At 36.9% G+C, this 23,026-nt stretch carries 16 protein-coding genes; 3 read left to right on the top strand and 13 right to left on the bottom strand.

Annotation, left to right across the window (positions count from 1 at the left end; genetic code table 11):
* Positions 1–11 precede the first annotated feature (11 nt).
* Both ACSBPO_RS03355 and ACSBPO_RS03350 read left to right on the top strand, forming a co-directional pair.
* The gene (locus ACSBPO_RS03355; RefSeq protein WP_442598673.1) at positions 12–998 is read left to right on the top strand and encodes a S41 family peptidase; all 987 of its coding nucleotides are present in this window, start codon (positions 12–14) and stop codon (positions 996–998) included.
* Positions 999–1,464: 466 nt separating this feature from the next.
* Positions 1,465–2,397: a hypothetical protein gene (locus ACSBPO_RS03350; protein ID WP_442598672.1), complete on the top strand. Its 933-nt coding sequence runs from the start codon at positions 1,465–1,467 to the stop codon at positions 2,395–2,397.
* Positions 2,398–2,647: 250 nt separating this feature from the next.
* On the opposite strand, the gene ACSBPO_RS03345 is transcribed toward ACSBPO_RS03350, so the two are convergent.
* From ACSBPO_RS03345 to ACSBPO_RS03335, 3 genes are all read right to left on the bottom strand, one after another.
* Positions 2,648–2,893, bottom strand: coding sequence for a glutaredoxin family protein (locus ACSBPO_RS03345; protein WP_442598671.1), 246 nt, complete (start codon positions 2,891–2,893; stop codon positions 2,648–2,650).
* Positions 2,894–2,980: 87 nt separating this feature from the next.
* Positions 2,981–3,697 carry an SDR family NAD(P)-dependent oxidoreductase gene (locus ACSBPO_RS03340; protein ID WP_442598670.1) on the bottom strand — a complete coding sequence of 239 codons (717 nt, stop codon included), beginning with the start codon at positions 3,695–3,697 and terminating at the stop codon, positions 2,981–2,983.
* Positions 3,698–3,874: 177 nt separating this feature from the next.
* Positions 3,875–4,402 (bottom strand): DUF1456 family protein, encoded by a 528-nt coding sequence (locus ACSBPO_RS03335; protein ID WP_442598669.1) that lies wholly within the window; start codon positions 4,400–4,402, stop codon positions 3,875–3,877.
* A 296-nt stretch (positions 4,403–4,698) separates the two neighbouring features.
* On the opposite strand from ACSBPO_RS03335, the gene ACSBPO_RS03330 reads away from it, so the two are divergent.
* Positions 4,699–5,760 (top strand): LLM class flavin-dependent oxidoreductase, encoded by a 1,062-nt coding sequence (locus ACSBPO_RS03330; protein WP_442598668.1) that lies wholly within the window; start codon positions 4,699–4,701, stop codon positions 5,758–5,760.
* Positions 5,761–6,183: 423 nt separating this feature from the next.
* Here ACSBPO_RS03330 and bglX read toward each other — a convergent pair whose 3' ends face one another.
* From bglX to ACSBPO_RS03280, 10 genes are all read right to left on the bottom strand, one after another.
* Positions 6,184–8,400, bottom strand: a complete 2,217-nt coding sequence (gene bglX / locus ACSBPO_RS03325; RefSeq protein ID WP_442598667.1) for a beta-glucosidase BglX — start codon at positions 8,398–8,400, stop codon at positions 6,184–6,186.
* A 74-nt stretch (positions 8,401–8,474) separates the two neighbouring features.
* On the bottom strand, positions 8,475–9,467 hold the full coding sequence (gene mgrA / locus ACSBPO_RS03320) for an L-glyceraldehyde 3-phosphate reductase (RefSeq protein ID WP_442598666.1): 993 nt from the start codon (positions 9,465–9,467) through the stop codon (positions 8,475–8,477).
* Between the two features lie 68 nt (positions 9,468–9,535).
* Positions 9,536–12,469 (bottom strand): carbohydrate binding domain-containing protein, encoded by a 2,934-nt coding sequence (locus tag ACSBPO_RS03315; RefSeq protein WP_442598665.1) that lies wholly within the window; start codon positions 12,467–12,469, stop codon positions 9,536–9,538.
* A gap of 309 nt (positions 12,470–12,778) precedes the next feature.
* On the bottom strand, positions 12,779–13,579 hold the full coding sequence (locus ACSBPO_RS03310) for a glycoside hydrolase family 16 protein (protein ID WP_442598664.1): 801 nt from the start codon (positions 13,577–13,579) through the stop codon (positions 12,779–12,781).
* Between the two features lie 298 nt (positions 13,580–13,877).
* Positions 13,878–15,395 carry a response regulator gene (locus ACSBPO_RS03305; protein ID WP_442598663.1) on the bottom strand — a complete coding sequence of 506 codons (1,518 nt, stop codon included), beginning with the start codon at positions 15,393–15,395 and terminating at the stop codon, positions 13,878–13,880.
* Positions 15,396–17,261, bottom strand: coding sequence for a sensor histidine kinase (locus ACSBPO_RS03300; protein WP_442598662.1), 1,866 nt, complete (start codon positions 17,259–17,261; stop codon positions 15,396–15,398).
* 152 nt (positions 17,262–17,413) lie between these two features.
* The gene (locus tag ACSBPO_RS03295; RefSeq protein ID WP_442598661.1) at positions 17,414–19,063 is read right to left on the bottom strand and encodes an extracellular solute-binding protein; all 1,650 of its coding nucleotides are present in this window, start codon (positions 19,061–19,063) and stop codon (positions 17,414–17,416) included.
* 213 nt (positions 19,064–19,276) lie between these two features.
* Positions 19,277–20,176: a carbohydrate ABC transporter permease gene (locus ACSBPO_RS03290; protein WP_442598660.1), complete on the bottom strand. Its 900-nt coding sequence runs from the start codon at positions 20,174–20,176 to the stop codon at positions 19,277–19,279.
* Positions 20,177–20,191: 15 nt separating this feature from the next.
* The gene (locus ACSBPO_RS03285) at positions 20,192–21,175 is read right to left on the bottom strand and encodes an ABC transporter permease (protein ID WP_442598659.1); all 984 of its coding nucleotides are present in this window, start codon (positions 21,173–21,175) and stop codon (positions 20,192–20,194) included.
* A 263-nt stretch (positions 21,176–21,438) separates the two neighbouring features.
* Positions 21,439–22,773 carry a glycoside hydrolase family 30 protein gene (locus ACSBPO_RS03280; RefSeq protein ID WP_442598658.1) on the bottom strand — a complete coding sequence of 445 codons (1,335 nt, stop codon included), beginning with the start codon at positions 22,771–22,773 and terminating at the stop codon, positions 21,439–21,441.
* Positions 22,774–23,026 lie beyond the last annotated feature (253 nt).

Genomic DNA, 23,026 nt, shown 5'->3' with positions numbered 1-23,026 from the left:
GAGTGTTTTACATGATAGCTCAAAACCAATTAGTAACGAAGGAAATCCAAAAAGAAATCATTCACAAAATTGTAGAGCATATGAATAGTGATTATATTTTTCCAGAGAAAGCCATTGAAGTGAGTGACTTATTAATTAATAAGTTACAAAAGGGCGAATATGATAGATTGGAAGATTCAACTGACTTTGCAGCTGCTTTAACGAAGGATTTACAAAGTGTCACCTTAGATAAGCATATAAGAGTGAGATTTAACCCTGAGCTGACTTCTGCTGAGGCTGAAAAGAGTGAGGAAGAATATTTTGCGGAATATCAACGAAAAGCAAAAACAAATAATTATGGTTTTCATAAGGTAGAACGATTAAGTGGAAATATCGGCTATATCGATCTTAGAGGTTTTGAGGATCCACAGGTAGGTGGCGAAACAGCCATTAACGCCATGAACTTTATTACCAACACTGAAGCGCTTATTTTTGATTTGCGTAAAAACGGCGGTGGAAGCCCTGGCATGATCGCTCTTATTTCAAGCTACCTTTTTGACGATGAAACGCATTTAAATAATTTTTATTATCGTCCGGATGATTCTTTTCATCAATCTTGGACGCTGCCTTATGTACCAGGAAAAAAATATGGCAACAAACCCGTTTACGTTTTAACAAGCAACTATACCTTCTCCGCAGCAGAAGAATTCACTTACAATCTTAAAAATCTAAAAAGAGCAACCATCGTTGGAGAAGTAACAGGCGGCGGTGCACATCCAGGCGGAGTAAGACAGCTTAGCAATCATTACCATGTCTTCATACCAACCGGAAGAGCCATCAACCCCATCACAAACACAAACTGGGAAGGAACTGGGGTCGAACCTAATGTAAAGCTAACGGGAGAGGAAGCTTTTGATTATGCTTACCGGGAAGCGTTGCAACATGTAAAAGAGAAGTATCAGGATCAATTTGGATATAAGTTTTTAGTAGATGAAGTGGATAGTGCGTTGAATTCTTGATAGATAGATTGTAAGTGCCAGGCAGCAGTGTCTGGCACTTTTTTTAGGTGTTTTTTGGCTGGGAAGTTGATAAACCTGTAATTCGGTTGATAAGTGGTGGATTGCGGTTGATAAATCTCCCGTTTCGGTTGATAAATCTTCAAAAGCGGTTGATAAACGAATTTGGAAGAAGGATCTCAAATTAAAATAGTGTCATTTAACAATTAGACAAAAGTCTTTTTGCAGAAATGACACTTTTTTATAGAGTCGACCTAGTTTATTTCTAAATCATCTTACTCGTCTGTAGGGGATAAAAGGAGATTATTAGAATTAATTTCTAATTCAAGTTTTTTTAAATAAAAGGACCTACATATATTGTGCCCCTTTTCTTCTAAATTAAAAAAACTGCCAATATTAACAAAATAAAATAGAACAAATGTTCCTATAATGGTATAATAAGTTGAATAGTACACATAAGGATGTGGTGATGAAGATGTTGGTTTTGGAGAAGCCAAGGGAGTATAATAGTATAGATTATGATGGACTTTGGAAAAAACTTATTCAAGAGCTTTTTGAAGAGTTTGTCATGTTTTTTGCAACTGATCTCTATGAGGACATAGATTTCCTCAAAGAACCTGAGTTTTTACAACAAGAACTTTTTCAAGAGCTTATTCAAGAAAAGAAAGGAAAACAAGTAGCGGATCAAATCGTGAAGGTTTTTCTAAAGAACGGTGATGAGAAATGGATCCTTATCCATATTGAGGTACAAGGTGGCCGTGACCAAGATTTCTCAAGAAGAATGTTTCGATATTATTATCGTATTTTCGATAAGTACGAACGTGATATTGTTGCTATTGCCCTTTTAACGGATGAATCTAAACATTTCCGCCCTAATGTATATCAACGCTCATCTCATGGTACAGTATTAACATACCGATATAATATCTATAAATTTATCGATCATTCTGAGGATGAACTATTACAATCTAGAAATCCTTTCGCAATTGCCGTTTTAGCTGGAAAATATGCTAACGAAGCAAAGAACGATGTTGAAAAAAGATACAGATTTAAACACAAATTAATCCGATTAGTCTTGCAAAAAAATAACATTCCTCAACAAGAACAACGTGTTTACATATCTACGCTAGTTTACTTCATTGATTATTTACTACAACTTCCACAAGAATTATCACAGAAATTAAGAAATGAGATTATCTTATCCAAGGAGGTTAGCCAAATGTGGCATTTAGATCGAAAAAATCTACCACCTACTTTAAGTGAATGGGAAAAGATTTTTAGAGAAGAAGGTCAAGAGCAAGTTGCTATCGAGCTTCTAAGAGACGGACACCCGATAGAGTTTGTTGCCAAATATGTAAAAATCCCAATAGAAAAAATTGAAAAACTAAAGGAAAGTTTGTAACTAAATAAAGTGCCAGACACCACTTTTGAAAATTTTCTCCTGTGGTGCCTGGCTCTTTTTTTCCGTTTTTTTTGGGGAAGTTGATAAACTTGAAATTCAGTTGATAAATGGTGGATTGCGGTTGATAAATATCCATTTGCGGTTGATAAATCTTCAAAAGCGGTTGATAAACGGTTTTTTGAGAAGCCTCTGCTAATAAATAAAGTGTGATTTACAGGTAAATGCCTGTATAATCACACTTTTCATGGAATTAGTTCGTCTTTGCTAATTCTATTAGCTTATCCAGTTCAGCAGGATTAAATCCTTTTACCGCTTGGTCACCTACTGCTGTTACCGGGATTCCCATAAAGCCGAACTTTTCAACTTCTTCTTGATATTCCGGATTGGCTAATATGTCTCTAACCTCAAACGGAATTCCTTCTTCTGTAAGCATATCTTTCACCTTCGTACAATCTGTACAGCCTTTTGCGGAATAGACAATTACTTGTTTAGTCATCTATAGTGAGCCTCCTAGTGCAAATCTTTAGTGATTTTTCTATGCGAAGTATACCATTTTCTTTCTTCATCTTCTAGCATGAAAACTTTAAACATTCATATCCATCATTGCCGGCATATTGATTTCTTTTACACAGGAAGCTTTGGAAAGAAGGGTAATGGCTTTTACTAATGAAACAATATCCTGAACAGGAATACACCTTCCATTATAGTGTTCTAAAGCCTTTTCTACTCCTTTTTCAAATGGTATACCCGTTGCGATACTGCCTGGATTTATACAAGTTACACCTATCTCATAGTTCCTTAGATTTTCACGTAAGGCACTGGCAATGCCACGAATTCCAAATTTAGAAGCGACATACGATAACTGCTTGCTTCCGTTATTTTCGATACCATCTGTAGATCCTATTAAAAATACCTTAGCATTTTTAGATTTTTTTAGATTTGGTAATAGTTTCTGAGTACACAGGATTGCTGCGGTTGTGTTGACATGGAGGATGTTTACAATATCCTCTGGATCATCCTTTTCAAAATCATAATGACTTTGCCAACCTTCTTTTTCCCAAATCCCTGCATTATAGATAAGAACATCGATTGGCTCATTTTTTAAAGCTTCTGCAATATGTTGGATGGAAGATTTCAACGATAAATCGGCCTCAATCCATGTCCGAAGAACACCATCTTGAATGTTTATACTATCTGGTTGATTTCTTGATACCATCCAAACATGGTCACCTTTTTCCGGCAGCCCTTTTACGAAGGCATCACCTAGTCCTCTGCTGGCGCCTACTATTAGATAATTCACTTGTTTTCCTCCATTCCTTTTTAAAATTGGTTGTTAATCTATGATACACCTTATGGGAGGGAAAACATTATCTAAAAGTCTCAACATCTGTCTAGGGTGGTTTTCATAACAAAAAAAGTCACCATGCTTTTCCAATCGCATTGGTGACCAAATTTTTTTTTATAAGAAGCCTCTTCCCTAGGCTATACCGCGGTATTTCATCGCTAGCCCCTTTAAGAAATTTCTCGCGTATTTATCTCCACATACAACATATTTCGGATGACCTTCTTTTCGAAGAATGGCACCGAGTTCCCCTTTTGTTACTGTAACACCTGCGAGTTTCAAGATATCTAGCATGTCCTCACTGGTTAACGATAGTGCTATTTTGACTTTTTTCAGCAATACATTGTTCACATGTCTGTTATCCTTTAATGTCATTTCAGGTTTTTCTGGTTGTCCAGGTTTAGGTTCTTGTTTTCCTCTTTTAAAAATAATTAGGCCATTTAAAAAGGACTCTAACATGAAAGGATTACACTTTATATAATTTTCCTCATCTTCATCTAAAGCTGCTTGATGATCGCTGTCCTTTGATTTGATGAGCATCTTTTGCACTTCTTCTAATGTGACTTTGTAGTCTCCAAGTTTAAAAATCTCGATCATTTCGGCATCTTTTAGATTTAGTGCATATCTTAATCGAATCAAAATATCGTTATTATTCATATCCATTTTATCTATCCCCTTTTATCACAGCCATATATATTCAACATATCGTTCATAGTATCGCCAATATTATGTGTTTTTGAACAACCGATTAGATTACTATCATTGTCAAAGTAATAGTTTACCACTTTCAAGAAGTGTTTTTAAGAGGAATAGAAGAAAAAACAGGAACCATTGTTTCTTCATGACCATTTATAAAAAATGGCGGCTTTCACGTATGTATGATTGATTACTATATTATTAATACCTTTTTAAAATTATTGAATAGTATGAAACAAAATCTATTTGTGGAGGAGATGAATTTGGAGGAGGAACGCCAAAATGGTATGGAAATTGGAATTTATACATTAGCGGATTTATACCCGGATCCACATACAGGAAAAACCATCAGCGCAAAACAGCGAATAGAAGAAATCATTCAAGCAGCCAAAATGGCGGATGAAGCAGGACTGGATGTCTTCGGGGTAGGAGAACATCATCGTTTAGATTACGCAGTGTCCTCACCAGCAGTCGTGTTGTCAGCTATTTCACAAGTCACAAAGCAAATTAAGTTGACCAGTGCTACAACCGTCTTAAACACGATAGACCCAGTACGTTTATTCGAGGATTTCGCAACACTTGATCTTTTGTCAAATGGGCGTGCAGAAATCATGGCGGGGCGTGGAGCTTTTTTAGAGTCCTTTCCCCTTTTCGGGTATGATACTAAGAATTATGACGAATTGTTTGTAGAACACCTGGAACTTTTACTTCATCTAAACGCGAAGAAAATCGTTACCTGGGATGGTTGCTATCGTTCTTCATTGAAGGATGCTGAAATTGCACCACGACCTGTTCAACAAAAAATTCCAATCTGGGTAGGTGTGGGTGGCACTTTGGAAAGTGCAGAACGAGCAGGTAGAATAGGTACCGGCTTAGCCATCGTAATTCTGGGCGGAGAGCCTAACCTTTATAAGCCTATGGTTGACCTATATCGAATAACAGCTGCTCAAACTGGTCATCCTCTAGATAGCATGAAGGTCGCCGTTACTGGGCACGCTTATATTTCAAAAACAAATGAGCTGGCCATAGACGAATTTTACCCATATCATTCCAATTATTGGCTTCACCTCAATCGTCGGTATGGAAAAAATACCACTTTTTCAAGAGCTGATTTTGAACAGTTATCTGGAAAAGAAACAGCTCTTTTTGTTGGTAGCTCTCAACAGATCATTGAAAAAATCATGCGCCAATACGAGCTGTTTGGCCACCAACGCTTTATGGCGCAGATGGACATAGGCGGTATGCCTTTCAAAAAGGTTGCCGAAAACATTGAGCGGTTGGCAACAGAAGTCGCACCTGTGATTCGAAAGGAAACCAGGAAGTAGTTTATGTAAAAGCATTTTTAAAGCAGGTTCTTAATAGTGCCCTGCTTTTTGTATCTATTTTTTCAATTTGTATCTTCGATGTCTTCGATGTCTTACTTTATAGGACTCTCGTTCCGTTATGTGTGACAAATCCGCTATTTTGGAGGGGGGATAGGACTCACGTTCCGTTATTACTATAAAAAGCAGACATTTCCTATTATTTATGTTAAATAACGGATCCTCTGTCCTATAATGCTGTAAATTTTGGCTTTTTTGAGGGAATAGCGGATTCTGTGTCCTATAAAAAAGCGACCATTAACCAAGTTACTTGAACCTTGAACCTCGTCTTAAAAAAATTCCTCATAAATTCAAAAGCTTGGATTACAGTTAATCCAAGCTTTTTTGAGTGCAGCTACAATTCAGCAAAATTAAGCAACCACAGGGTTATTTAACTAAGGTAAATTCCACAAAGTCCTCTATACAACTGTCAGGACCAATAAACACTTTAAACTTTCCAGCTTCACTTTCCCATTTCTTACTGGCGGTATAAAATTTTAACATTTCTTCGGTGATTTCAAAGGTGACTGTTTGAGCTTCACCTGGTTCTAAACTAATCTTTTTAAAACCCTTCAGTTCTTTAAGTGGTCTTACTACACTTCCTACTAAATCTTGAATATACAATTGCACCGTTTCTTTACCGGTATATGCTCCCGTATTCTTCACAGTAACCGAAGCAGTCAAAACTTCTTCTGATGACATAGAAGCTTTATCTAGCGTTAAACCAAAGTATTCGAAGCTAGTATAAGATAGCCCGAATCCAAATGGATAAAATGCTTCATTTGGGATATCGGTGTATCTTGAAGCAAATCGATTTCCCTCATTCCCTTTTTTGAATGGTCGGCCGGTATTAAACATATTGTAATGAATCGGAATTTGTCCAACGGAATATGGAAAACTCATGGATAGTTTTCCAGAAGGATTTACATCATTAAATAAAACATCTGCGACAGCATGGCCACCTTCTGTTCCTGGGAACCAGGCTTCCACAACCGCACTTGCCTTTTCATGTACTTCCCTTAAATCAAGCGGTCTACCATTAAAGAGGACGACGATAATCTTATGATTAACGGCATGAATTTTCCGCAATAAATCAAGCTGAATCTCAGGTAGGGTAATCTCGGCACGGCTTCCACCTTCCCCACTTTGAACCACATGCTCACCTAATGCTAAAACAACCACATCTGCTTTCTCCGCTAGCTGAAGCGCTTCTTTTAAATCCTCTTGGGCCGCGACCGAGTCGTTTGGACCAACTGTCGGCTCTCCACCAAATCCTCCAATTAATACACCAGGATTTAGAATCTCGCATCCCTTTGCAAAGCTTACATCAGCCTCACCAATCTTATCCAAAACCGCTTGCTTAACCGTCACAACCGTTTCCTTGTCACTATGAATCGACCATAGCCCACTAAGTGAAGTATTATCGACATACGGTCCTATAAAAGCGAGCTTCTGATTTTGTTTTTGCAATGGCAGGACACCATCATTTTTCAGTAAGACAATGGATTCCCCAGCGATTTCTCTTGATAGACAACGATGATCGTCACAAAGTAATAATTCCTTCTCAAGCTCCTCACTCGCATCTCGATAAGGATTTTCGAACAAACCTAATTTATTTTTCAGTTGTAACACTCTCATAGTAGAATCATTAATCAATTTTTCAGGAATAACGCCTTCTTCTACTAATCTCTTTAAATTTTTAACGTAAATGGAGGTCATCATGTCAATATCGACACCAGCTTCGATTGCTAAACGTGCTGCTTCCTTTTCATCGTCTGCAACACCGTGGGTCATGAGCTCAGCAATAGCGGCATAGTCGGAAATTAATACACCGTCAAAGCCCCATTCTCCTCGAAGAATATCATTCATGAGTGTTTTGTTTGCTGTCGCGGGAATGCCATCGACCGTATTAAATGCCGTCATGACTAACTCACAGCCTTCGTCGATCGTCTCTTTATATGCTGGCAAATAGTCCTCTCTTAATGTTCGCTCTGAGAGATCGACGGTATTATAATCTCTTCCGCCAGCAGGGGCTCCGTATGCTGCAAAGTGTTTGACACAAGAAGCGATAGTGCCGCTCTCTAACAATGATTCACCTTGATAGCCTCTAACCATGGCTCTTCCCAACACGCCATTCAAATAAGTATCTTCCCCCGTTGATTCCATTACCCTTCCCCAACGCGGGTCTCTTACTAAATCGACCATGGGTGAAAAAGTAACATGAAGCCCAGAAGCACTTGATTCCTTCGCAGCAACAGCTGCACTTTTTTCCACTAATTCAGGATTAAACGTACACCCTTGTGCCAATGGAATCGGGAATACTGTTTTATAACCATTAATAATATCCGCCATAAACAGTAAGGGAATTTTGTGACTATTTTTTTCCAGATACTGTTTCTGAATGTGATTTAACTTTTTTGCTCCAACGACATTTAAGCTTGAGCCTGTCAGGTCAACGGTTTCTTGTGTCAGTCCTAAATAACTTGTAGGACCTGTAACAACATCCTCACTTTCAAAAAATTCTCCTGTTAATTGAAGCAATTGATCGATTTTTTCATCTAACGTCATTTTCGATAATAGTTGATCTAATTCTGTCTGTTCCATCCTTTTTGCACCCCATTATCTATCTACTATTCTTTTATTCGTGTCCATTTTTATCAAACTATTTAACGCCATCGCTATGAATTCAAAATTTCATCAATAGCGGTCAACTCATCCTCACTGAATGTTAGATTATTTAGAGCCTCAACGTTTTCTTTAATTTGGCTGACTTTACTTGCTCCTATAAGAGCTGAAGTAATTCTTCCCTCTCGTAACACCCAAGCTAGAGCCATTTGTGCAAGGGATTGGCCACGATCACCTGCTATAACATTCAACTTCTTCACTTTAAGAATGACATCTTCTGTCACGTCGTTTTTATTCAAAAAGCTATTTGGCTTTAAGGCTCTTGAATCGCTTGGAACACCATTTAGGTACCTGTTAGTAAGCAAACCTTGTGCCAATGGTACGAAGGCAATGCTACCAACTCCATGATCCTCAAGAAGTGAGGTAAGTCCATTTTCAACCCAACGGTTAAACATCGAATAAGCTGGTTGGTGGATCAGCAGTGGTGTACCCAGCTGATTTAAAATGGAAATCGCGCGTTCTGTCTCTTCCACACCATAATTAGATATACCCACATACAAAGCCTTTCCTTGCCTAACGACATGATCGAGCGCCATCATCGTCTCTTCTAACGGAGTTTCAGTGTCTGGTCTATGGTGGTAAAAAATATCAACATAATCTAATCCCATACGAGACAGACTTTGATCAAGACTAGATACAAGATATTTTCTCGATCCCCAATCCCCATAAGGTCCTGACCACATCCCATATCCAGCTTTGGTCGAGATGATCATTTCATCACGATAACCGGTAAAATCTTTCTTTAAAATTGCACCAAAATTTTCTTCAGCAGACCCTGGCGGTGGGCCGTAATTATTAGCGAGGTCGAAATGGGTAATTCCTAAGTCAAAAGCAGTACGAATAAGGGAGCGCCCATTTTCAAAAGTATCCACCCCGCCAAAATTATGCCAAAGACCAAGGGAAATGGCCGGTAATTTTATTCCTGATCTTCCACAGCGATGATACTTCATCGATTCATATCGTTGTGTATTTGGTTGATATGACAATATTAAAACCTCCTACTATTATGAAAAAGAGGGCAGATTCTCCTTCCTTTTCTGCCCCCTTTTTATCGTTAATTTTTTTGAATGACGATGTTATCTAAGTAAACATTGGTTGCAGCATTTCCATCTACTATATTGCCTAATTCAAAGACCAATTTCCCATCATCATACGATTCTTCTAACATATCAAAGGTAAAGCTATATGTTTTCATTTCATTGGTTAAGTCAAAAGTTTGTGTAGCCGCATATGGAATAAACCAAGGATCATTGCTTAGTTCTTTTCCAATATTTACGTTCATTTTTCTTGGAGCTTCGGCTCGAGCATCAAATGTGACGGTATATCTGCTGCCTTTTTCAAAAAGTAAATCCTTCTGAAAAATCTGAGGTGAATACGAGGCATATCCTACTTGCTTAATAGCTACCTTTAACTCACCTGACTCGGCTGATATCGTTCCTTCTGCATATCCACTCCATTGGTCACCCCACCAGGAGGACCAGCCTTCAGTGCCTTGATCGAAGGTACCATTATCAATTCCCGGGGTAGATAATTCAACCTCAGGTTCGCCAGCATCCTTTACCTTAACTACAACATGATCGATCATGATATCATGTGCACCAACTGGAGATTGAGAAGATTTCCCCATTAAGAATTTAAGGGCAGCAAGGTCATCCGTTGGCATTTTAAACGTAAATTGGTAACTCTGATTTTGTTCTGTGAGTGCTATTGTCTCACTTAAAAATCTTATATACTGGGCATTTTCAATAGAAAGCTCGATATCCCTTGGTTTTGTCGATCGCGCTTCAAAGGAAACCTCATAATTGACCCCTTTTGCAAGTGACATGTTTTCCTGTTGGAGGATCACACTCCACGTTTCATCTCCCTCACTTCCGATGGCTGCTTTTGCCTCACCATTTTCCAAAGTAATGGCTGCATTGGCATCATAGTGAACGTATTGACTCCATGAAGTAAATCCATCTTCAAAATCGCCATTTTTTAATGGAAAAAGATCAATATTTCCATAGTCAGGTTTGTCACTTGTTTTGATTAGCACGATATCATCTAAATAAACATCTGCATCATTTCCACCAAGATTAAAAACAATCTGACCATTCGGATCCGTTATCTCTTTAGGCATTGTAAAGCTTACCGTTTTTTCTTCCATATTTGTAGTAAGCTCTATCACTTGCGGACTTGAATAGCTTGTATTACCATCCTCACTCTTAAAATCAACTTCTATCGTTCTCGGTTCGGTAGCTCTTGCTTTAAATGTAGCTTTATAGTCATTGCCTTTTACAAGATACAATCCTTTTTGATTTACTTTTATATTGGATGGATGACTACCCCCATTTTGTATAGCAACCTGCAATTCTCTTGATTCCTCATTAACAGATGCAAACGCGGTAGCTTCTTCTACTTCGAAATTCCAATAATTAAATCTACTCATATCTCCTTGATCAAATGTTCCATTATACACATGGTTTCCATCAGCTAAAGGCTGTTTAGAAGCGTTATAGTCTTCTGGCAATCCCGTAATATCCTCGACTCGAACATTCCCAATCCAAACAGGATTGGAACCATTTCCTCCAAGGTTAAATTCTAGTCTCGATTGAATATCCGTTTCATTGAGCATATCAAAGGTAAATTCATAGGATTGGATTTGATCGGTCAGTTTATAGGTTTCCTCATTCGAGTATTTCACCCAACCTCTCGATGCACCTGCACCGACTTTTACCATCATATTTCTTGAACCATTTGACTTAGCATCAAAACTAACTTTATATTTTCCACCATTTCCAAGAGAAAGGTTCTGTATTAGCTGTAAGGAATACAACTGAGAGCCTGGATTGGTGATAGTCGTTTTAGCGAAATTGGTTTCATTCAGCGGTTCCACACTTAAGGCTCCACTGCCACCAAATTCAGGCAGATGAACAAAATTCCAGTAGGTTGGATGTAAATCGATCTCTGGACCGTCGACCACTGTAATGTTTTCAAGATAACGATTGTCATAGATCAAATTGCCATCTTCCAATGGCTGCTTGGCACCCTCAGGTAAGACAATCGGCTCTGCAACAGGTTCAATCGGTTCTTGATAGTCTCTCTTCTTTAAGTCATAAACGCGGACATAATCAATGGACATTTCTTTTGGAAAAAGTGTTGTTTCATCAGGGTCGCCATCAAACCAGCCCCCAACTGCTAGATTCATAACAAGATAGAATTCCTGATCAAATGGTGCTGGAAAAGCATATTTAGCTGCTGTATCCTTCCCTTTTGAATACCAATTGTTTTGTGTTTGATATAACTCTCCATCTACATACCAACGAAGCTCTCCCGGCTCCCATTCCAAGACGTATGTATGCCATTTATCGATCCCTCTTTGTTCTGGAAGTTCATATTCTTTACCTGAATATTTATTATTCGGCCAACCTTCACCATAATGAATCGTCCCCGCTACTGTATGAGGTCTACTGCCCCATGCCTCGACAATGTCTATTTCACCTGATGCAGCCCAAGCCCCATATTTGTCCGCTTCCGGAAGCATCCATATTGCTGGCCATAGTCCTTTTCCAACAGGAAGCTTTGCTTTTATTTCGTATCGGCCATATTTTTTACTAAATAAACCTTTTGATTTAAGTTTGGCAGAGGTATAATCATATGTTCCGAATGCATCTGATTTCTGTTCTTTTTTTGCTTTTATAACAAGATTTCCGTCTCGGATGAAGGCATTTTCTTTTGAATCTGTGTAATATTCTTTTTCGTTATTTCCCCATCCAGGAGTAATGCCGTTTCCTTCACCGTCTACAATCCAGTTCCCAATATCATATGTCCATTTACTGCGGTCAATTTCATTACCGTTAAATTCATCTGACCATACAAGTGACCATTCTGATTTGTTAGACTTTCCCTTTGGAGTTACCTCATTTTCATCCCCACTGCTTGAAGCCGCAAAATTTGTCCCTGGTAAAACCAGTAAAGTACTCATTAAAATGGCTAATGTTTTCCTCAAACCTTTCCCTCCTTTGTATTTATTATTTTGGCTGTGTTATTACTGAATGTTGATTTCAATGTGTTTGAAAAATAAACGGAAAAATTCCGTTTATTTTGGGAAATATCCATATTTCCTTAAAAATAAGGGAAGTTTTTCCGTTTATCCTATCCAAACCTTTGGATTTCCGTCGTTTTTAGAACACTTAAACGGAATTTCTCCGCTTATATCTGCTTCTATAGCTTCCACTATATACATTAGCCGGAATTTCTCCGCCTATTAATTCTCATACCTAAACAAAAACCAACAATGAATAATTTTTTATATCTATTAATCTTCCAATCTTTGATAGACACGAATATAATCAATCATCATCTTTTGTGGAAAAGTGGTGGATTCATCAGGATATCCTGGCCATTTTCCGCCTACTGCCAGGTTCAATTGCAGATAAAACTCCCGATTAAATGGAGCTGGGTAAGGATGTTTAGACCCATCATTTATATTTTTGCTAAACCATTCTGTTTGCTTGGCATATAGAACATCGTCTACATACCATTTGAACTCATTTGGTTCCCAGTCTAAAGTGAATACATGAAAGTCATCCGAAAATTTCTTATCTGGAAGTGTAAAGCTTTTACCTGTATATGTGTGAGGTACACCATAATGAAGTGTGCCATGCACAGTCTCAGGTTTATGTCCAACCAATTCCATAATGTCGATTTCCCCACAGGCGGGCCAGCCAGAATAAGCTTCCATATCTGTTGGCATCATCCAAATAGCTGGCCAAATCCCCTGGCCTTCAGGAAGCTTGGCACGAATGGAAAAACGACCATACTTCCAATCTGCCTTCCCCTTTGTCGTAAGCTTGGCAGAAGTATAGAATCGCTCTTTGTACGTTTCCTTATGGGCTTCCATCACGAGTTGATGGTTTTCGATTCGGGCATTTTTAGTTCGGTTAGTATAATATTGCCACTCCTCATTTCCAAATCCCCAGCCTCCATCCACAAAGTTCCATTTCGTTGTGTCAATCTCTGGAGTGTTAAAAACATCTTCCCAAACTAGCTTCCACTTTTGATCATCGGTGTCTCCTTCGTTTGAAAGCGCAATCATTTTTGAGTTTTCTTTCTCCAAGCCAACCATCCTCCTACAAACATGACTTTATAATTCATTTTACCTTTGAAAAGAAAACTTCTTGAGATAGATAATTTTGAAAAAGGGCTCAATATTTTAGAAACGAAAAGCGGAAGCGCCTTGATTAGCCCCGACAAGCAAATGTTCTCTAGCGTAAGAAGTCTGAACTTTGACTTCTTACGCTAGAGGTTATTTGACCTCGAGGGGCTAGGCGCTGGAGCTAGACAATTTTCAAAGTCCCAAAAAGTTATACTTTCTTTCCTATAAAAAAAAATGAGCTTCTCAAAAAAGCTCATCTTTACACATGTTCCCGATATTCAGTTGGTGAGATGCCTTCGATTTCTCGAAAAACTCTTGTAAATTGCTTTGGATTTTTGTACCCAACCATTTCACTTACTTCAAATACTTTATATTCTGGTTGTCTTAAAAGGATTTTTGCCTCTTCAATCCGAATTTTTTTCAAGTAATCCACAAAGTTTTGCCCCGTATATTCCTTAAACATATGACTGAAATAAGAGTAATTGAGAGAAATATGATTAGACACCACGGCAAGATTCAAATCTTTATAATAATTTTCTTTTATAAAACAAACTGCCTGTTCCAGGTATTTTTGCTCTGAATACACTAATTTTATTTGTTTGTTATATTCGTGCAATCTCATCAGTAAGTCTTCTACAGCTTGAAAATATTCGTTGAAGTTATCAAAGTTATACATATTTTCTACTTTATTAAGCATCTTAAAAATTTCAACAGACTCATCCCCCAGCTTTGAGAAGAAACATTCAAAAACAAGTTGATTGAGCGACTGATTCAGTGACTCCATATATTCTATTGGAGAACCGGATATTTTTTCATAATCAAGTACTTTTAATAACGTAGATTTTAATTCTTTATCTCTTTCTGTACCTAGCATATTCGCAATCTTTTTAATCAGATCAATTGGAATTTCCATAGATTCCGGTTTGTATTCCGCAGCTTGAAATGAAAAAAGTTGATTTCTTGGGAAAAGAAAATGATATTTAAGAGCATAGTCTGCTTCATTATAGGCTTCTTTAAAATCTCTTATGTGTCTGTGGTGTTTACTAACTCCAGTGGAAAAAGTAATATATTTTTCTTTTTTCAAGTGATCCTTTATTCTCTTAAAAATACTTTCCTCTGATATAACTACCACACGGTCGTTACTATCGATAAAACAAATCGTTTGATAATCTGATTCAATATTGCATTGGGCAATGAATGGTTTAATTCTAATTAGTAAATCTTCCCCATCCATTTCCCTTTTATGATCAAATATTCCCACATAATAACCATTTTCAAATGGAGGTAATTGCATTTTTTGAATTAAATATTCGATAACTCCAGGTTGAATATTTGGATTCAGTAAAATGAAATTAAGTTGACTAGTTCGATATTCTTCTAGATGTTGATAGGTTACTTGATTATTTTTTTCTAATTCTTCTAAAATATTGGTTAACGTATGATATAGTTCATTTCGATTAACAGGCTTAAGTAAATAATCTTTCACCTTATTTTTAATAGCGGCTTTTGTAAATTCAAAGTCATCATAGCCACTTAAAATGACCATAGCAGGTGCTTTTTGATCGGATTGTTGAATGTGTTCAATTAGTTGTATGCCATCCATCCTCGGCATTTTGATATCTGTAATGAGGATATCTACGTCCTTTATTTTTTCAATCGCCTCAAGACCATCCATTGCCGTTTCGACTTCAACTTTACTTTCAAATTGCCTTTTAATCATGGCTTGTATCCCTAAGCGAATATTCTTTTCATCATCTACGATCAAGAGCTTATACATTTAACTCGCCCCCTTGATGTTTTTATGTGGCAAAGTAATGGTTACCATTGTACCCTTTGTTTCTTCACTCGTGAAACTCATACCATATTCTTTCCCATATCGTAATTGAATTCTTTCATTCACGTTTCTTAAACCAATTCCATTTCCCGTTTTTCTGATGTTTTCTTGGACTTCAAGTTCAGGATTGATATTATCATTGAGTTTTTTTATTTTTTCTTCTGACATACCAATACCGTTATCAATTATTTGGATAAAGATGGTATCCCTTTCTACATAGGCTTTTACAAGAATGATCCCTGGCTGGAAAGGGATATTGGGTCTTACTCCATGAATAACAGCATTTTCTACGATTGGTTGAAGGGACATTTTTAGAATTTCTTGATCTAAAAGCTGAGGTGGAATATCAACTTCTAAGGATAATAAGCCATCCAATCGTAAATTCATAATTTCTATATAATTTTGAATGTGTGCGATCTCCTCATTACAACTCACAACATCGTTTTTCCATTTTAGGTTATAGCGCATCATTTCTCCCAATGAAGTCACCGCATCCGATATCGAATAATTCCCCTCTATTTCTGCCATCATCTTAATATTTTCCAACGTATTATAAAGAAAGTGTGAATCAATTTGTGTTTTGAGAGCCTTTAATTCAGCTTCTTTTGTTGCAGCTTCTTTATTGACGGCATCTGCTATTAATCCTTTAAGCTTATTAAGCATATTCCGATAATGGGTAGCCAGTTGACCAATTTCCCCATGACCATTAATATCCACTTCTACGGAAAAATCACCTTTTTCTACCTTTTTCATCGAATCAATAAGCTGAAACATTTTCTTGAACAGAATCGAAGTTAAAAAGAAAGTGAGCAGCGAAAGGATACCCACTAATAAAACAATACCCGCAAAAACAATATATCTCGTTTTATTTGTTTCTTTATATACGTCATCCAATGAGATGATATTTAACATATACGAATCCAGCCCATCAAGATAGGTAGACACAATCATATAAACCGTACCATGATCGTTAAATAAAAAGTGAAAGGGGACTTGTTCTTTATTTTTTTCAAATTCCTTTTTTAGTTTTTTTAGATTTATTTTTTCATCTTCTAAAAAGGTATTATAGGGACTGCTAATGATTTTCATATACGGGTCAAAGACGATTAACTCTGAACTTCCGTCATTTACGGAACTAAACATTTTCGGAAAAAAATTGTTTAATAGCATACTAATTTCAATAATGCCGAGATGCTCGTCTTTTGGATAGTCCAGTTCTCGCAACACCGACACTTTTGAGCTATTCTTCGACACAAGACGTCCTAGAATATCGTTATTCTGATCAAACCACCAGAGCTCTCTTCCATTTCGCTTAATGACTTCTTGTCGCCATGGTTCGTTTACGATCCGATTTTCACGGAATAAAATCGGCCACAATTCCGTTACGTAAGGATTAGAGGTATAGAGGTGAATATATTCGATTGTGGGGTTATTTACTTGAAGCTTTGTAACATCAGGAAATTCATTCATCTTAAAATCGATTAATTCGCTAATATTCGTTTCATTACGAGTTCTAACGAAATCGATAAACTGGCGATCTGCTACAACCATTTGGGCTGTTCTACGCATTGATTCAATATTATTCATAATATGAATTTTTTCGATTTCTAATAAATATTCATTTTTATTTTTAATATCTTTTAAGACACTATCAAATATTTGTCTAGTATAGATGAGGGTAAAAGCCATAATGGGGATTAAAATAATGAGAACGTATAAGCCCACTAGCTTATTTTGTAACGATAATTTACTTACCATCATGTTAGCTGTCTGTACTAGTTTACTGAGCTTTTTTATGAATGTCCCCATCATCGCTCACCTACCTTTCTACTATCTTTCTACTATGTTATCATTATAGTTTTTTACATTTATAAATAATAGCCTATTAACAAAATGGTCATAAAACGACTAATAGAGACTACCCTAAAATAAATTTTAGGATAGTCTCTGAAATGACGGTATTAGTTACCAAGCTTCTTTAAGTTAATTTCATACATATCTTGTTGATATTTTTCAACTTTGTCATAACCGTATGAATCACGTTTCTTTAAGAAACCTTCATATAACTTATCAAATTCTTTATCTGATTTGGCAAGTAATAATTTAGGTAATGTTTTACCCCATTCTTGTGCAATTTTACTTGCTGCCACACCTTCTGCAGATGTTCCGGTAGGACTGATACCGTCAAAGGCTGCAAAGCTAACTGTTTTACCTTTTGTCCAATCTTCCATTTGTTTGAAAGGTTCAGCTGCAGGTGGAGCCCATTCAAGGTTCATATTTGTATCCATTAACATCCAATATTTATAAGAAGCTCCATATTGTTGATCAAAAGCTGCACGGTCCTTGTTTAATAGGTCTAGTACTTCTGATTTAAATTGAGGCTTACCATCTACTACATCGTAAGTTTCGCCTTCTTTACCTAAGTAAAGGTCTTTTTGTCCTTCTTCACTAATTAGGTAACTTAAGAAGCGAATCGCTCTTTCCTTATCTTTCACGTCTTTAGAAATTAACGTAACGGTCCATCCAGCAATGCCGTCTCCTGCAAGAGTTGGTGCATCACCGTTTGAGTTTGCTGGTCCATCAACTGCCATGTAAATGGAATTAGGATCTTTTGCATATAATGCTTGTTGCTGAGCAGCTAAATCACTGCGTTGATATAACATCGCAAAGTATCTACCTTGGGCAATTTTTTCTTCCATTTGTGGACGCTTATCAATAAAAATATCTTTTGCTAATAAACCTTTGTCGTTTGCATTTCTAAACGTTTTTAACCAAGCTAAATATTCTGGATCTTGAGAACGGTCATAAACCTTTCCGTCTTTTTCCATTGGAATCGCTAAGAAATTTTGTAAATAACCCTCAAGCGAAGTGTTCCCAACATCTGTAAATTCATTTAATCCGAATGGAATTAATGGTGCACCATTTACTTCTGGGAATTTCTCCTTAGCTGCTTCAAGTGCCCCTAAGAATCCTTCAGGTGTACTCATATCAGGACTTCCAATTGCTTCATAAATATCTTTTCTTACTAAGAATGTTTGGTTAGATGGTTTAAGGTCCTTATAACGGTCAAAATCTTTTGGTGATGAAGACGCGTTTGGATAACCATACGTATTTCCGTTTTCTTGTTTATACCATTCGATTTTTGAATCATCTGTAACCTTAAAGAAATAAGGATCGTACTTGTCTGCTAGTTCATTTAATGGAAGAACTAGTTCTCCCTCAATCATTTTCTTAACTGCATCTTCCCACCAACCGATGGTCACGAAATCAGGTAATTGACCAGAGGCAATCATCGTGTTCATTTTTTCTGCTTCATTTCCTGCTGGAGAAATGAAGTTAACGGATACACCCGTTTTATCTGTTACATATTTAGAGACAAGATCATCTCCCCATTTTGCTGTATACCATGAAAAGTTTACATACCAATCAAATGTAATTGGTGATGTATCTAATTTCCAACCAGGCTCATCCGCAGATACAGGTGTTTTTGATTCTTCTTTATCCTCGGAAGCGGTTTCATTTGTCTTGCTAGTACATCCTGCCATCATAGCTAAAAATAGTGCCATTACAAGCATGAAAGTAAAACTTTTTGACATCATACTCTTTTTCATACTAGACCCCTCTCTCTCATTTTTTAGCCATGTTATCTTTATATCATTACTTTATTTTCAGTCTCTGAACAGGATCAATGATGAAAAATTCCTGTTCAGTTTTTTCTCAAATCATTTAGTAACTAATTATAAAATAACACGGCCATTGCATATTTTTTCTTTTACTATTTAAATTTCTTCTCAAGAAGAAAATTTAAAACGAATCATTATAAATCAACCTTTTACAGATCCAATCAGCATTCCTTTTACAAAATATTTTTGTAAGAAAGGATAAACTAACATGATTGGTAGTGTCGTTACCACCATTGTGGCTAATTTAATAGATTGTGAGGTTACTGTTTTCGTTGTGATTCCACCTGGTGCATTCATCATCATTTGGTTTGAACTGGACTCTGCCACAACTTTGTATAAATAGGTTTGAATCGGTTGTAAATCAGGATTGTTTACGAATATAACCCCTGCAAAATAATCATTCCATTGGTAGACTCCTTGGAATAAAGCGATCGTTGCGATAACGGGCATTGATAATGGAATAATAACTTTGATAAAAATCATGAAATCATTTGCTCCATCAATCTTTGCTGCCTCTTCAAGTGAAGTCGGTAATTCTCTAAAAAAGGAAACGAAAATGATTAAATGGAAAAAGTTAAACATGGTTGGAAGGATATACACAAGAAAGTTATCAAATAATCCTAAATCTCTAATAAGTAAGAAATATGGAATTAATCCTCCACTAAAGAACATCGTAATAATTCCGATGACCATGTAAATATTTCTTCCATATAAATCCCGTCTTGATATCGCGTAGGCAACCATAGCCGTAAAAAATACATGTGATAAGGTTCCAATGACTGTTTTAGCGATGGTGACTCCAAAGGAAGTAAGAATCCCCGGATTAGCAAAAACAGCTTTATAGTTTTCAAGGGTAAATTCTCTCGGCCACCAATAGATGCCACCACCCATTGCGTCAATTCCATCATTTAGAGAATTCACGACCACATACCAGATAGGATAAATCGTGATGGCGCATATCAGGATCATGATGAGAACATTGATATTATCAAAAATATACTCGCTCTTTGTTCTTCTATTTAGTTTAAAAAGTTTAAACATGCTCCCCTCACCTCCCTAGAACAATGATGACCCATTGATTTTTTTACCTATTTTGTTCGCTGATAATAATAAGATGAAAGCAATGACCGCTTTGAGTAACCCAACTGCCGTTGCATAGGAATATCTGGCATTTTGAATACCCAATTGGTACACATAAATATCGATAACATTGCTAGCGCTTTCATTAAGAGCATTACGAAGAATCAATATTTGGTCGAAGTTAGAATTAAGTACACCACTTACAGCTAAGATAAATAGAATCGTGATGGTTGGTCGAATCGAAGGTAACGTAATATGCCACATTTTTTGTAGCCGATTTGCTCCATCAATGGTAGCGGATTCATATAATTCCGTTGATACACCAGCAATCGCTGCTAAATAAATAATGGCTGACCATCCAAGCTCTTTCCAAATATCAGAAAGGATCACAATAGACCAAAAGTTATCAGGTTCTGCCAAGAAGTTCGTTCTTTCATCAATGACACCCATTCCCATTAAAATATCATTGATAATTCCAATATCCGCTAACCAGGTTGTTAGGATTCCACCTAACACGACCCAAGATAAAAAGTGAGGAAGATAAGAAATAGTTTGTACTGCTTTCTTAAACCTCAGTGAGGTTAATTCATTTAGCATTAAGGCAAATATGATTGGAAGGGGAAAACCGATAAACAATTTAATTAAACTAATTCCCAGTGTATTTTTTAATACAATCCAAAAATTTTCATCTTGAATAAATTCCTTAAATTGCATTAACCCTACCCAAGGGGCCTCTGATATTGGTTTAATAATGCTGTATTCCTTAAAAGCAATAATCAATCCATACATCGGAATATAATTGAATATAAACATCCAAACGACTCCGAGCAGTGCCATGGCTTGCAAATACTTCTGCGATGCTAGCTTCCTCAACAACCTTTTTCTTTTTTCCTTTTTTGTACTGGTGTCAATAAATGCTTCTGATGCTGGTAATTCTGTTGGTTGAACTTTGACATCCATGGTTTCACCACCTAAGCTGTGATTTCTTAACTTAATATTAAAAAAGTATAAAGAAGAATATAAGCTATCAAATTTTGCTTAAGGGTGCATAATTTTAGGTTCCTAGTATCTTGCCAAAGAATTGATACCACAGGAATGGTATCGTTTACATTCGGCAAATGATAAGACCGTTTTTCGAATGGAATCACTAATGTAAAAAAATGCTGCATCCCCAACTTTTTAAAAAGTGGGGATGCAGCATTTCTTCGTGTCTATAAAACTTCCTAAATAAGCCCTGTTACGATTGCCCCCGCTGGAACCACGAACTCTGTCACTTGACCAGCTAAACGTAAAGCAACTGGTACTTCTTCAGTAGAGCGGTTCAACATAACCACACATATTGAACCATTTGGATTTTTCAACGCAACTACGTTCATTTTATCTGTATATTTGGTTGAAGCGATTCGTTTCGCTCCTGGCTCAATATAGCGACTGAAATGTCCGATGTACGTGTAGGAAAGCTTTTCTTGAACTATATCGTTATCTGTATCACACATAATCGGAGCATCACAGAAGTTGCCTACGTGATTAGGTCCACCCTCTTTATTTAAAAGAATGTTCCAGTCGATAAACGCATTCATGCCAGCATTGATATTACCGATGATGTCATACGCATACATTTGCGCATTTTCTAGTTGTCCTGCCTCGCTAAACCGGCTATATTCCACACAACCTTCTGTAAAAATTAATTTCTTGTCAGGAAACTTTTCACGAACAAGTCGGATCGCATCAAAATGTTCACCTGTGTACCAATGGAAGGCAACCCCTGCAACCATCTTGTCTGTCTCAGCATCAATAATGGTACATGCCCGTTCAAACATTCTTTCTTTATTGTGATCCCAAATGCTAACCTCAATGTCTTCTAAGTTGTTTTTTACAAGTGCTGGATATAAATAATCGCGTAAAAATTCTTTTTCTTGCTCAGCTGTATATAAACAAGAATCCCAGGTTTGAGTGGCATTTGGTTCGTTTTGAATCGTTAGCATATCGATGTTGAACTCTTTATCACGATACTGTTTAATGTAATGGCAAATGTAATCGGCCCAAAACTCACGATATTCGGGTTTTAATGAGCCGCCAAATGTCCGTTGACCATTGGTTTTCATAAAGGCAGGCGGGGACCAGGGGGATAACATGACACTTAATGGTTGAACTGCAGTTTGCTTGGCTTGTGTTAAAAAAGGGATGATATATTTTTCATCTCGTTCTAGTGTAAAGGTTTTGAACTCTCTATCCTCAGGATCTTCGAGAGCGGCGTATTGCCCTAACGAAAAATCACTGCTATCGATGTGAGTTCGAACGAGGTTGTATCGATTTCCAGTAGGACCAAAATAGGCCTCTAAGATTCGTTTTTGCTTTTCCTCACTCATCAAGGAAAACGTGTAACCTGCCGCTTCTGTAATAGCTCCTCCAAACCCATCAAATGTTTGGTATTCCATTTCTGGGTATAGATTAACAACTTTCATCTCCACCCCTTGGTCAGTGGAAAAATCTTTGGTATCTTCATAGGTGTTTTTTTGGTCATCATGGTAGGTGGTTGTGATTAGTTTAATATTCATCTTTGTTAACTCCTTATTTTTGTATTAAAAAACATAGAGCGTCTAAAGAATACAACTGGATGAAAAATTTGGCAATCATCTTTTTTAAAAGATTTGGAGGTTAAAGGGATAAATCTCTTATCCAGCCTAGTTGAAATTTTTTTAATAGATTCTGTTTTAAGAAGTGGTTTTTATACGGTGAAGGAAGGCTGGTGGATGGTGGCTGATTCCTATCGGACACAGAATCCGTTATTTGTTCAAAAATTACCTTTTT

Origin of the sequence: Neobacillus sp. D3-1R (genome assembly GCF_052180215.1) — a bacterium.
Classification (GTDB): Bacteria; Bacillota; Bacilli; order Bacillales; family Cytobacillaceae; genus Pseudoneobacillus.
This window is presented reverse-complemented; position numbering and strand designations above follow the sequence as displayed.